The sequence below is a fragment of the Streptosporangium sp. NPDC049046 genome (genome assembly GCF_040649155.1).
Classification (GTDB): domain Bacteria; phylum Actinomycetota; class Actinomycetes; order Streptosporangiales; family Streptosporangiaceae; genus Streptosporangium.
The window spans coordinates 61,524-73,492 of record NZ_JBEZEZ010000030.1 but is presented as its reverse complement, the minus strand read 5'-3'; the positions used below and the strand labels follow the sequence as shown (position 1 = coordinate 73,492).

Sequence of the window (11,969 nt, the reverse complement as noted above, 5' to 3'; positions counted from 1 at the left end):
CACCGATATGCCGGAATACCGGTGGCGTCCGCCAGGTGGCAACGGTCATACTGAGGCGCGGCCCGCTGTAGCTCAGTGGTAGAGCGCCTGGCTCTTCATCCGGGTGGACGCCGGTTCGAGCCCGGCCGGCGGTGCCGTACACGGTGGGATATCGCCTCGTTGTAGCTCAGTGGTAGAGCGCCCGGCTCTGGACCGGGTGGACGCCGGTTCGAGCCCGGCCGACGAGGCCTTCCACCGAACGCTCCGGGCACCGATCGTGTCGCCCCCTCCACCGGACAGAGATCGCCTCCGGCGAAGTGGTGGACGAGCGGGTCTTCACGCGATCCCCACCGCCGAGACCGGACTTCTTCTCGCAGGTGAGCCAGGAGCCGACCGGGTCCCCTCCTTACCGCGCACCGTGGGAACACGGGTCGAACCTCACGGCACCACTCGACGAATGACAGATCCTGCCGCGAAAGAACAGGATTCCAGAAAAGGCGGATCCGGCCGGGTCAGGCTTTCCCGTCGCACATCCGCCGAATCGAGGCGGCCTTTCCGGCCGCGCGTCGACGGCGCCTTCGCGAGATTTCCGGTCATACGGCGACGAGGCGGTGGCGACTTTCCGGTCACGCGTCGGCGCAGGATCGGAGATGGACGCCGGACCCCCGTTCCCCTCCCTTCAGCACCGAACCAGAATTAGAATGATATTTCATACCATTCTACCTAAATCGCCTCACAGATCTTCGCGACCTCGCACTGACACGGCTTCACATCGGCGACCCTCCGGCACGCGCGAGGGCCGCGAAACGCGGCCGGTCCACCGGATCCGACCACGGCGGGACGGTCGACTCCCCGAGGGAGCGAACACCTCCACGACCTGCGACGACACAAAAGCCCTGCCCTCACCCGCCGGAATCGAGACATCTCATCCGAAGGACCGACGGCGGGAGAATCAACCGAGCCGTATTCCAAAGAAAGCACATCAGTGGATATGGTGACGCACGCCGGTATCTACGGCAGAATCAGTGACCTGTCAGGCGGCACAACGAACAACATCGATCTCCTGCGAGGTTTCATGGTTGTGGTGGCGGCTCCGAATGCCTCCGGTCACGGGGTCATCAACATAGAGCTCGACGAATTCGAGACGAACGACCACGCCTCGATCTACGACGACGACACCCGGGGGGCACTGGAAAAGCCCTTGGAAATCAGCCGCCACCTGTTCAGCGAGGCACTTCAGATGGTGGCGAACTGCGCCCACGAGGCGCGCAACCAGATCGAGGCCATGGAGGAGAAGGCCCGTCCCGACGAGTTCGAGATGCAGCTCGCCGTGAAGGTCGACGGCAAGGTCGGCGCGAAGATCGTGGAGTTGAGCTCGGGGGCACAGATCATGGTGACGCTGCGCTGGAGGAAGCCGGCTCCATGACCAAGGTGCGGATTCTGCCCTACAGCCACGTCGTCGGACAGGCCGACCTGCTCCGATGCCTGGAGCTCGCCTTCGTCGCCCCGGGCATCGGCGGTGTGCTGCTCAGCGGCGAGCGCGGCACGGCGAAGTCGACCACGGTGCGGTCCTTCAGCCTGATGGCCTACGGCGAGCTTCCGGTCACGCTGCCCATCAACGCCACCGAAGACCGCGTGCTGGGCGGCTGGAGCATCGACGCGCTGATGACGGGCAGGACCGAGCGGCAGCCGGGCCTGCTGGAGGCCGCCGACAAACAGGGCCTCCTCTACATCGACGAGGTCAACCTCCTCGACGACCACCTGGTCAACATCATCCTGGACGTCACCTCGACCAACGTGCTCGTGGTCCACCGGGAAGGGCTCGACCGGCCGACGATCCCCGTCAGGTTCACCCTGGTCGGCACCATGAATCCGGAGGAGGGGTGGTTGCGCCCGCAGCTTCTCGACCGGTTCGGCCTGCTGGTGCCCGTGAGTGCCGAGACGGCGGCCGAGCAGCGGCACGAGATCCTCCGCACGGTCCTGCGGTTCGAGGAGGAGATCACCAAGTCGGACTCCTCGTGGCTGGAGAACGGCGCCAGACAGGATCGGGAGATAAGAAAGCGGCTCAACCGTGCCAGGGCGAGGGTGGGAGAGGTGAAGATGCCGGACGAGATCCTCGGCCTCTGCTCCCGGATCTCGGCGAAGTTCGAGGTGGCCGGACACCGCGGCGAGAAGGTGATGGCACTCGCCGCCAGAGCGCGAGCGGCGCTGGACGGACACGGCACCGTCACGTCCGACGACGTCCGCGCCGTCGCCGAGTTCGCCCTCGCGCACCGCCTTCCCGAGGCGGTGTACGGAGAGTCGATCAAGTGGACCGCCAAGGAGCGAGACCAGCTGGACACGATCATCTTGGGGTGACCATGGCCATGCCGACCGCGTCGCGAGTGAGGTACGCCCTGGCGTGCGCCGCGCTCGATCCACGGCTTCGCGGGGTGCTCCTGTTCGACCTTGAGCCCGCCCTGCTGCTCGACATCGGGCAGTGGCTCGGCTCACTCCTCGGAAACCCCCACCCGTACGTGCTGGGAGCGTCGGCCGTCGCGGACAGCGCGTGGATCGGCCTGTCCTCCGGGCCCACGTTCGGCGTCTCCCCCGGTCCCCTGGTCGACAGGCCCGGTGCTCCTCCTCTCACCGTCCTCGTCTCCGATCTCGCGAAGCTCTCGCTCACCGGGCAGCGGGCCGCGCTCACCCTCCTGGACACCGACGTGGCCCACCTGGAGCGCGAAGGGCTCGGCGTGACCTGGGCACCGCGAAGCCGGTGGGTGGCCGTCTGCGCCCGCGCCGACATCGGCCGGATCCCTCCGCATCTGCTCGACCGCTTCCCGCTGCGCATCGACGCCTCAGGACTCTCCGCGGACCTGGACCCCCCGTCGGAGGAGTGGCGTCGCGCGCTGGCCGGGGGCCGACCGGCGACCGTACCCGACGAGGTGGTCACAGGAATCGTCGGCCGTACCGCGACAGGCACGGCCGGTGCGCGCCGAGACCTCGCCCTCGCCAGGATCGGCCGGGCGCTGGCGACCCTCGACGGCCGTGCGCGGACCACGGACGCCGACGTCGAGCGAGCGGTGTCACTCCTGCGTCTCCCTCCACCACGCGGCCGGGGTCACGGCGACGACTCCGGCCCCGGCGGTGGCGTTCAGGAAGGGGACGCCACCGTGGGAGGCGGAGGGGCCGGACGGCGGCGCGACAGGGAGGAGCGGTCCCCGCGGGCGCGAACGGACGGGTTCGACGTCGTCTCCCCGGCTCCCGCCGAGCCGCTCGCTCCGGGCCCCGCCCCGCCCGCCGACCTCGGCGGCCCCTACCCGGAGGACGACATCGAGCCGGAACGGGATCCGGGGTCGCTTCGCTCCCAGGCGACGCGGCACTCCTCCTCACGGCCGAGCCACGGCAGGTCCATCGGATCGCGCCCCGGCGCCTTCGGCGACCTGGCGATCGTCGCCACCATCCTCGGCGCCGCTCCCCTGCAGGCCCGGCGGTGCGAGGATCACTACTCGCGCCCCCCGCATCCCCTGCACCTGATCCCACCGGATCTGAGGGTCCATCGCCGAGGCGCCGACCCGGCCAGGCTCCTCGTCCTCGTCCTCGACCACACGTGCAGGGCGGGCTGGAACTGGCTCGACGCCCTCGCCCCCTATCTGCAGTGGGCCTATACCGGCAGGGCGGCCGTCTGCGTGATCGAGGTCGGCGCCGCGGGCGTCGCCAACGAGCTCCGCGCCCAGCGGTTCAGCGCGTCCAGCCTGCTCGACCCGCGGGTCGTACGGGCCCTGGAACGGCCCGTCGGCCGCTGCACCCCGCTCGCGCACGGGCTCGACCTCGCCGTCGAGACGTTGCGCCACCGGCTCCACCTGGGGAGGGTGCCCGCCGACGACGTGCTGCTCGTCATCGTCACCGACGGGCGCGGCAACATCCCGTTGCGCGCGAGCGCGACGGGTGAGCTGCCCGATCTCGTCGGCAGGGAGGGAGTGGAGGACGCGCTGGCGATGGCACGAGAACTGAGCAGGATGAAACGGATCCACGCCGTCGTCCTCGATCCCGGGCCCCGGCCGGGCGCCACCCTGACACGCGCGCTGGCCGAGGCCTGCGGTGCCCGGCTCCAGCACGGCGGTGAACCCCGGTGAGCGGCATGCCGAACGGGCTGCGCAGGGCACTGATCAACGGCGGACGTCCCTTCAACCCGCACGCCGCCGGACCGGCGCGTCCGCGGCCCCCCGGGGATCCCGGGGTGGCGGAGGCACCGGCCGACGCCCCGGGGGCGGAGGTTTCCACGACGACCGTCCTTCCCTCCACCCCCGTCGACCCGACCGCCGGTCTGCCCCCCAGGACCGCCCGCCTGAACGTGTGGCGGGAGAGCGGCACCGGCAGGGAGAGTTACGGGCTCGCGGGGATCTGCTGCTGCGGCATCGCGCTCACCTACCAGAGACAGCCGCAGCAGGTGAGGCCTCCCAAGCTCGCCCTGGGAGACCTCATCCGTCGCGGCAGCGGCGGGGAGTCTCCGGTCGAGACGTTCTGGCGCCTCAGAAGCTGGTCCAAGGACGCGAGCGAGGGTCTCAAAGGCTTCATCTCCGCGATCCGCCGGGCGCACGGCGACGACGTACGCATGATCATCGAGGATTTCACGGGCTACGACCTCCCCTGGGAGTTGCTGCGGCACCGTGACAGGGGCCTGGCCGGTGAGTGGCTGGGCGCGCTGTTCCCGATCGCGCGCTCGGTGGGGACACCGCCCGCCGCGGTGACCGACTGCACCGGAGAGATCCTCGCCTACGTCGCTCCCGACATGTCCGACGACCGCGCCCTGCTGGATCGATTCCGGACGACCACCACGGACGTCACCCTCAAGGACCTGCTGAATCTCCTGGACGCGGAGGGCGACCCCGTCTCTCTGGTCTACGTGGCCTGCCACGGAAGATACGGGAACGCCGACAAGCCCTCCTTGGGAGCCGAGATCAAACTCCTTGAGGGCTCTCGCGACTCGAAGCGCGGGATCAGTCTCCGCCAGGTCCACGCGCGCGACCTGCTCCGCCTGGAACGAGCCGGTGGGCTCGTCTTCCTCAACGCCTGCCACTCCGCCAGGGAGAGGGTCGATCCCGACCTCGACAACACCGTCCTGCGCAGCTTCGCCAGGGTCTTCCTCGACGCCGGGGCCTCCGGGTTCATCGGGACCATGGGAGAGGTCGGCCTGAAACACGGGTACGACCTGGCGAAGAGCCTGCTCGACGCGCTCTCCGAGAACCCGGGGACGCCCGTCGCCGTGGCCCTGCGCGACCATCGGAGAAGAGTGTCGGCCTCGATCGGGGACGACCTTGACGAGGACGACAAGGAGGCCGTCGGGAAGCTGCTCCCGTTCTTCTACGCCTTCATGTACGCGTACTTCGGAAGCCCGGAGACCACCCTGAGGCCGACGCCACGCGAGGAGACCCGGTGAGTCCGCCCACCATCCAACTGGAGCCGCTGGTCAGCTGGCCCCGGACCATGACGGTGGGCCAGGAGTATCTGGTCACGGTGGACCTCAGGCTCGCACGTCCCGGAGACGAGTGGCCGTACAGGGAGGAGGAGTTCGTCTTCAGCTGCATGCTCGACGGCGGGGAGCGGGTCGCCGTCGAGTCGGTGGACGACATCTCGGTGATCCTGCACCGGTTCGGTGGCACGTACGGGCCTGCCAGGTTCGTCGTGACCGCGCGGGGAGAGGCCGGGGACCACAGGCTCCGGCTCAGCCTCAGCACCCAGAGGGGCGCCACCGTGAGGACCGACATGCTGCCCGTGCGCATCACCGCGCTCCCGCCCGGGGAGGACCGCCGGGGCGATCTCCAGGCGACACCCGGGATTCCCCTGCCCGGAGACCGGACGAGGCGGGAGAGGACCTGGATCGCCGCGATCCATCGGGGAGACGATCCGAGGCCGGTGGGCGCCGGAGTCCTCGTCGGCGAGAACCGGCTGCTCACCTGCGCCCATCTCGTCGCCCACACCGGCCACCGCTCCACGGAACGGCTGTGGGTGACCTTTCCCCGGGCGAACACTCCGACGCGTCGCTACGGCGCCTCGGTGGTCTCGGTGGGGACCTCGGTCGCGCCGTCGGCGACGTCTCCGGGCGGCCCCGCGTTCCTGCTGCTCGCGGAGCGCCCTTCAGCGGAGGTGGTCTCGGCGCCCCTACGGCTGGAGGAGGCGGACGACCTGGTGGGGCGGCGGTGGCTGGTGGAGGGGCCGGTCGACGTCGAGGGCCGGAGTGTGATCGTCAAGGGGATGATGGATCCCGCTTTCGCCCACGGGAACGTCACGCTCACCGCCGACCCGGGCCATCGGCTGGATCCCGGCCTCAGCGGCGCCCCGGTGTGGTCGCCGGGCTACGCGGCCGTCGTCGGAATGGTCACCTCCGCCGACGACCTCGGCGGCGGGGTGGCGATCACGATGCGGGAGGTGAACAGACTGCTTCCCGGACAGCTGCCCGAGGCGCCCGGCAGCAGACCGGGCGGTCCGGACCGGATGAACGGCCCGAACCTCTGGGGACGCCCCGCTCTCGTGCCTGACCCCGTCGCGTCGTACCCCGGTACCGGTGCCTCGCCGCCTGCCGGCATCGATTTCCTGGACGAAGCCGCCTACCTGATGGATGAGATGGACGCGCGTCCCGCTCCCGTGCCGCCGAAGCGGGCAGACGTGATCTTCGCCATCGAGATGTCCGGGAGGCACGAGACGGTCCAGCGACGCAGGCAACTGGCCGCGGACATCATCGAACGGCTCGCGGTCACCTACCCCGGCGAGGTGAACGTCGCGGTCGTCGGCTACACCTACCACGACTACAAGCGCCGCGGCGACGGGCGCCGGCCGGTGGTCACCGGCTCCTGGCTGGAACCCGCCGAGGACGCCCTGGAGTCACTGGCGCAGCTGGAGTCGACGTCGGAGGTCTTCCCCGGGGCGGCTCCCCTGGAGGACGCGCTGCACTACATCGACGAGCGCCTTCCCCCCGATGAGCAGGACCGGCCCGTCGTCCTGCTGGTGCTGGCGGGGCAACCGCCCCACCCGGCGAGGGCGAGCCGAGACGCCGCGCTTCCCTGCCCGAACCGCTACGACCACCGGAAACTGACCGATCGGCTCGCCGAGCGCGGGGTGCGTCTCATGGCCGTCACCGACGCCCCACCCGGCCGGGTGTCCCCTCACCTGCGAAGGATCGGCGCCGACCACTCCGTGGAACTGCGGCGGGCCGACCCCGCCGCCCTCGTGGACGCGATGGCCATACGAAATGTCGCGTCCACCGGGAGTCCCGTGCTCACGCGCGTGACCGCGGCCGGGCGCGACCTGGCAACCGACCCCGAACACATCGTGCGCCGCATCGGGTTGCTGGGCGCCGTGGGCAGCGGCAAGTCGGCCTTTCTCGGCGCGCTCAGCGTGGCGGTCCTGCGCCAGAACTCCGGCCTGTCGGTGCTGGGTGCCGACAGCGCGGCGGCCGCTCGGCTCGTCGAACTCACCGACGCCCTCGTACGGGAACGCAGGTTCCCCCCGGCGAGCGCCGACCTGGACGACGCGGAGGTGACGATCCGGACGAGCCGGTTGTCCCGGGGCTTCATGGGAATGGGGCGCCGTGAGACCGGCGTCGTCCTCCACCTCGGCTCCATGACCACCTCAGGTAGGCCGCGCGAGGACATGGCACGATGGCTCGCCGCCTGTGACGATCTGATCTATCTCTTCGACCCCCTCCGCGAATCCGGGTGGGACGACGCCACCGGCTTCTTCCTGAGGACGCTGCCGAAGCTCGGCCTGCCTCTCGACGAGACCGGTCGCCTGCCGCACCGTCTCGCGGTCTGCGTGACCAAGTTCGACGACTACAGGGTGCTGGAGACGGCCAACCGGCTGAGGCTGCTCACGACCGACCCCGAGGACCCCTTCCGGTTTCCCCGGGTGGTCGGCGAGGACGCCGAGGAGTTGTTCACGCAGTTGTGCGGGTTGTCGGACGTGTACCCCGGCATGTTTCCCAACGTCCTCGGTCGTCTGTTCCACGAAAACCGGACCAGATACTTCGTGACCTCGTCGATCGGCTTCTATCTCGATCCCAGGAAGAGGCTTTTCGACATGGAGGACTACCAGAACATCGTTCCGGCTGCCCTCGGACCCGAGGGCGGCCAACCGGCCTCCTCCACCGAATCCGGTGCCCACCCCGCCGGCGAGGTTCGGGTACGCGGCGAGGTGCATCCGATCGACGTGGAGAAGCCCTTCCTCTGGCTGGCGCAGCCGTGAGGCGGAGCGCTCCGGGGTCCTTCTCTCCCCGGTCCGAGGCCGGAGGCGTGCGCGGTAGGTGATCCGAGGCGGCGCGGGAGCGTGCTGCTTCCGTGACAGGGGAGCGTGCGTGCGCGACGGATCGGGATCCTCCGGGATGTCATCGCTAGAGCTGGAATTTCTCGAAGGTCTTTGACGTGATGCCCCCCTGGACGAGGAGCTCGCGGAAGACGAGCTGCGCGAGCAGTTGGCGGGCGGGGGCGTCGCACAGCAGTGCGAGCGCGGCGAGCCGCGGCGCCGGCAACACCTCGGTATGAGAGGTGAAGGCCTCCCGTAACTCGTCGGAGTCGATGGACGAGCCGTAGTCGGCCACCAGCAGGACGAGGCATCTCTCGAACCGGCTGTCCGCGTCGGTCCCCTCAAGCCGCTCGATCGCGGCCCTGAGACGTGCGCGGCCCCGCAACGTCGTGCCGATGCCGGCCCGCTGTGAGGGCTTGGCGCAGCGGGCCGCGAGTTCCGAGCACACCAGCCGTACGACGGAGGTGTCGATCGGCTCCCGTTCTCCCGCCTCGACCAGTTTCTCGACGGAGAGCGACGCGAGGGCCGGCGCGGACCGGCGCGGGTCGAGGCGGCCGGCGAGCCGCACCGTGACGGCCGGATCGGCCACCGGCATCCGGGACAGCGCGGTCAGGAGCCGTGCGGGAACCGGATCCACGTCCCTGAGGATCTGCTCAAGCCCGTCCACGGTGAGCTTGGGCCCGTAGGCCACGCTCAGCACCAGGTCGTAGAGATGCTCCTGGACCGACGGGACCAGGACGGGACTCCTGTCCAGGAGGCGGCGGTCGCTCACGATGTTGCGGCGGCGACGCACGCCGCCGTTCACGGCGGCCGAACCCCGCAGCGCGTCGAGCCTGGCCAGGTGATCGGGGATCAGGCCGACCTGCCCTTCCTCGATGCTGTCGGCGCAGGCGATCAGCAGGTCGTCGATCGACGTGTGGGAGGGCTCGCCACCGGACTCGACGATCGAAGGGACGACCTCCAGGTCCTCCGTGGAGAACCTCCGCTGCCCGGTGTCGCGGGCGAACCGCGCGATCAGCCCGGCGAGTCCCTTCTCCATCCCGCTCGCCAGCATCTCGTGGTAGCGGTGGGCGACGGGATGGCTCTCGGGAACGCTCACCTCCTGCTTCCAGGCGATGGTGAGCGCGTTCTCAGAGGGGTGGTCGGCGAAGAACAGCCTGCTCCGGTGACCGGTCGCGAGGGGAGCCCACGTCGAGGCGATCAGTTTGGTCCTGAAGCCGTACGGGAGCAGCGCGGCCACCGTGTCCAGGAACCTGAGCCGGTCGAGCAGCGACACTCCGCCGCCTTCGACGACGCAGACCTTTTTCCCGGTGAGCAGGAGGGCCGCCGCGCCGATGACGGTCTGGTCCACGGCCTCGGCGGTGACCTCGGCGTCCAGTGCCGGCGGGTCGATGACGAGCGGACCGCCGTCCGGCGGTCTCTGATCTTTCAGCGCCCGGTAGAGCCGTTCGTAGGAGACGGGGCCGAAGGCGGCCTGCGCGTAGGGCACGCAGAAGCAGCGGGTGACCGCTATCTCCCGGCCCAACCCGTCGAACGTGCCGGACCACTCCTGGACGGCGAGGAAGATGTGCGCGTCCTCGGCGGCGCCGGCCCAGGCGATCGTCACCTGGGGAAGCTGCCTGGGGGTCGTCATCGCGTACCGCTCGACGAGCTCGGAGAAGCCCGAGCGGGGGATCCGTCCCTGACCGCAGGACAGGACCTCGGGCAGGCCCTTGCTTCCGGGGGACATGCCCCACAGCGCCCACTCGACGGTTATCGGCATGGCCGGCCTCCCACTCAGAAGTCCGGGAAGAGCAGGAAGAGCTCCACGAGTGCGATGATCATGAGCGCGACGATCACGGAGTACAGGGTGAAGGGGGGCACGGGATACTCGGCCCTTTTGCCTCGGCGTCCGCGCCCGAACCACTGCCTCCGCTCCTTCCTCGGCGGATCGGCCGCGATCAGGTGGCCCACACCCGACTCGGATTCGAGCAGCGACCTCTCGATCTCCTCGATGACCTTGCGGTCGAGTCCCGAATCGCGCACGAGGTTGATGGCGGACTTCTTCAGGGCGTCTCCCGCGCCCTTGCCGAACAGGAACGCCGCGGTGGCGAACAGCGGCGCCGACTGCCAGCCCGAGGAACGGACAACCTCCTCGAACTGCTTGGGGCCGAACTCCTGCCCGTAGGCCGCCCTCAGCAAGCGGTAGAGTCTCTCGAACCGGGCCTGGTCTCCGGCAGGATGAAGCCCGCTGATCGCGTCGGCGAGATAACCGTGCTCGCGCAGGGCCTCGGCGATCTGATGGTCCTCGGCATGGCCGCCCCCCCGGCTGACGAGCTCGTCACAGGCGATCTCCATCACCCGCATGTCGTAGGGCTGCCGTGCGGCCATCGCGACCAGGTCCCTGGTCTGCAGTGGCCTGAGTATCTCCTCCAGCTCCTCCCTACCCTGGTCGTGCGCCGTTTTCATGGAGGCGACCGGATCGGGAGAGGGCCTGTGGACGATCGCCGTCGTCGACACCCTGACCGGCGGGGCCACCTCCCGGGCGACCTCGTCCGTCCGCGGCACGGACGAGGCCGGCGGACCGTGTCCGGCCATCTGGATCACCGCGAGCAGGTAGGCCCGCAGTTCCTCGGGCAGACCGTCCTTCGGCGGCAGCAGCCGGCGGTCCCTGATGATTTTCTGGTACAGGGCCCGCTCGTCGTCCGAGATCGCCACCCCTCGGCTTGAGACAACGTCGCCCAACCTTTCGAGGACACCCCTGATCTCGGCCGTCCCGCCGCGTTCGAGGACGTCGGCGCACTCGGTCAGCAGCCCTTCCACCGAGTCCTGAGCGCGCGGGGACACGGGCGGGGGCGTGAGTGCGGGCGGGGAGGGTCTGAACCCCCGTAGGAGGTCCAGCGCACGGGCCCTGCCGTTCTTGCCGAACGTGAGCGGTTCGGTCCGCGAGGCGAGCCAGCCGACCAGATCGGCGTCCGGATCGTGACGCGCCAGCAGGGTGAGGTAACGGTACGCGTCCTCCTCCCGATCGGGGATCTCCGCCGGCCGTCCCCAGACGACCGGGTATGTCCCGGCCGGGACGTGCTGGGTGAACGCGAGCCTGATCTTGTGGTCGGCGGTGCTGCTCGCCCAGGTCGACGCCGTCAGCCTCGCACGCATGCCGTACGGGAGCAGCGCGGCCACCGTGTCGAGGAATCGCAGACGCTCGATCATCGGAACGGCCTCACCACCCACGACGCAGACGTGCTGACCGGTCATGAGCAGCGCGGCCGCGTAGATGGCCGTCCGGTCGATCCTCGCCGCGACCGCGCCGGAGTCGAGCTCGGGAACGGAGACGACAAGTTGCCTCTCCGTGGGCAGCAAGACCCCCCCGAGGGCCTGGTGGAGATCTTCGTAGGACACGGGGAAGGCGGGCTGGGCGATGTGGGCGTACGGCAGGCAGAAGTAGTGGGTGCGGGCGATCCTGCGGTGCCGTCTGTCCTCCTCGTCCGACCAGCTCTGGATGGCCAGGACCAGGTGCGCGTCGTCCCCGCTGCCCACCCATGCGATCACGACCTGGGGCAGCTCCTCGGGAGTGCCGATCGTGTAGACGGTCCTGATGTCCTCGAAGTCGTCACGGCTGAGCAGCCCCTGGCTGCAGGCGAGGATCCGGTAGTCGTCACCGCTGCCGGGGGGCTTTCCCCCGACCGCCCATTCGAACGGCAGTCGCACCGTGCTCATCGGCCAGTCCTCCT

7 protein-coding genes and 2 tRNA genes are annotated in these 11,969 nt (G+C 69.8%); 7 read left to right on the top strand and 2 right to left on the bottom strand.

Annotated features, from left to right (window positions below):
* The first annotated feature begins 61 nt into the window (after positions 1-61).
* From AB0B96_RS32845 to AB0B96_RS32815, 7 genes are all read left to right on the top strand, one after another.
* A tRNA-Lys gene (locus tag AB0B96_RS32845) sits at positions 62-134 on the top strand.
* Between the two features lie 21 nt (positions 135-155).
* Positions 156-227, top strand: a tRNA-Gln gene (locus tag AB0B96_RS32840).
* A 743-nt stretch (positions 228-970) separates the two neighbouring features.
* Complete coding sequence (locus AB0B96_RS32835) at positions 971-1,405, top strand: CU044_2847 family protein (RefSeq protein ID WP_362905084.1); 435 nt, start codon at positions 971-973, stop codon at positions 1,403-1,405.
* Positions 1,402-2,337, top strand: a complete 936-nt coding sequence (locus AB0B96_RS32830) for an AAA family ATPase (protein ID WP_362905031.1) — start codon at positions 1,402-1,404, stop codon at positions 2,335-2,337. The genes AB0B96_RS32835 and AB0B96_RS32830 overlap by 4 nt, the downstream gene beginning before the upstream one ends.
* Positions 2,334-4,094, top strand: a complete 1,761-nt coding sequence (locus AB0B96_RS32825) for a hypothetical protein (RefSeq protein ID WP_362905029.1) — start codon at positions 2,334-2,336, stop codon at positions 4,092-4,094. Before AB0B96_RS32830 ends, AB0B96_RS32825 begins: the two co-directional genes overlap by 4 nt.
* A 5-nt stretch (positions 4,095-4,099) precedes the next feature.
* Positions 4,100-5,398 carry a CHAT domain-containing protein gene (locus AB0B96_RS32820; protein WP_362905082.1) on the top strand — a complete coding sequence of 433 codons (1,299 nt, stop codon included), beginning with the start codon at positions 4,100-4,102 and terminating at the stop codon, positions 5,396-5,398.
* Positions 5,395-8,199 carry a hypothetical protein gene (locus AB0B96_RS32815; RefSeq protein WP_362905027.1) on the top strand — a complete coding sequence of 935 codons (2,805 nt, stop codon included), beginning with the start codon at positions 5,395-5,397 and terminating at the stop codon, positions 8,197-8,199. The genes AB0B96_RS32820 and AB0B96_RS32815 overlap by 4 nt, the downstream gene beginning before the upstream one ends.
* A 145-nt stretch (positions 8,200-8,344) precedes the next feature.
* On the opposite strand, the gene AB0B96_RS32810 is transcribed toward AB0B96_RS32815, so the two are convergent.
* Both AB0B96_RS32810 and AB0B96_RS32805 read right to left on the bottom strand, forming a co-directional pair.
* A complete protein-coding gene (locus AB0B96_RS32810) occupies positions 8,345-10,018 on the bottom strand; it encodes a hypothetical protein (RefSeq protein ID WP_362905025.1) in 1,674 nt (557 codons plus the stop codon).
* Positions 10,019-10,032: 14 nt separating this feature from the next.
* A complete protein-coding gene (locus tag AB0B96_RS32805) occupies positions 10,033-11,955 on the bottom strand; it encodes a hypothetical protein (RefSeq protein ID WP_362905023.1) in 1,923 nt (640 codons plus the stop codon).
* Positions 11,956-11,969 lie beyond the last annotated feature (14 nt).

Bases quoted from the DNA above. Each gene is read 5' to 3' on its own strand.
- AB0B96_RS32835 (WP_362905084.1), top strand. From the start codon at position 971: ATGGTGACGCACGCCGGTATCTACGGCAGAATCAGTGACCTGTCAGGC.
- AB0B96_RS32830 (WP_362905031.1), top strand. From the start codon at position 1,402: ATGACCAAGGTGCGGATTCTGCCCTACAGCCACGTCGTCGGACAGGCC.
- AB0B96_RS32820 (WP_362905082.1), top strand. From the start codon at position 4,100: ATGCCGAACGGGCTGCGCAGGGCACTGATCAACGGCGGACGTCCCTTC.
- AB0B96_RS32810 (WP_362905025.1), bottom strand. From the start codon at position 10,018: ATGCCGATAACCGTCGAGTGGGCGCTGTGGGGCATGTCCCCCGGAAGC.
- AB0B96_RS32805 (WP_362905023.1), bottom strand. From the start codon at position 11,955: ATGAGCACGGTGCGACTGCCGTTCGAATGGGCGGTCGGGGGAAAGCCC.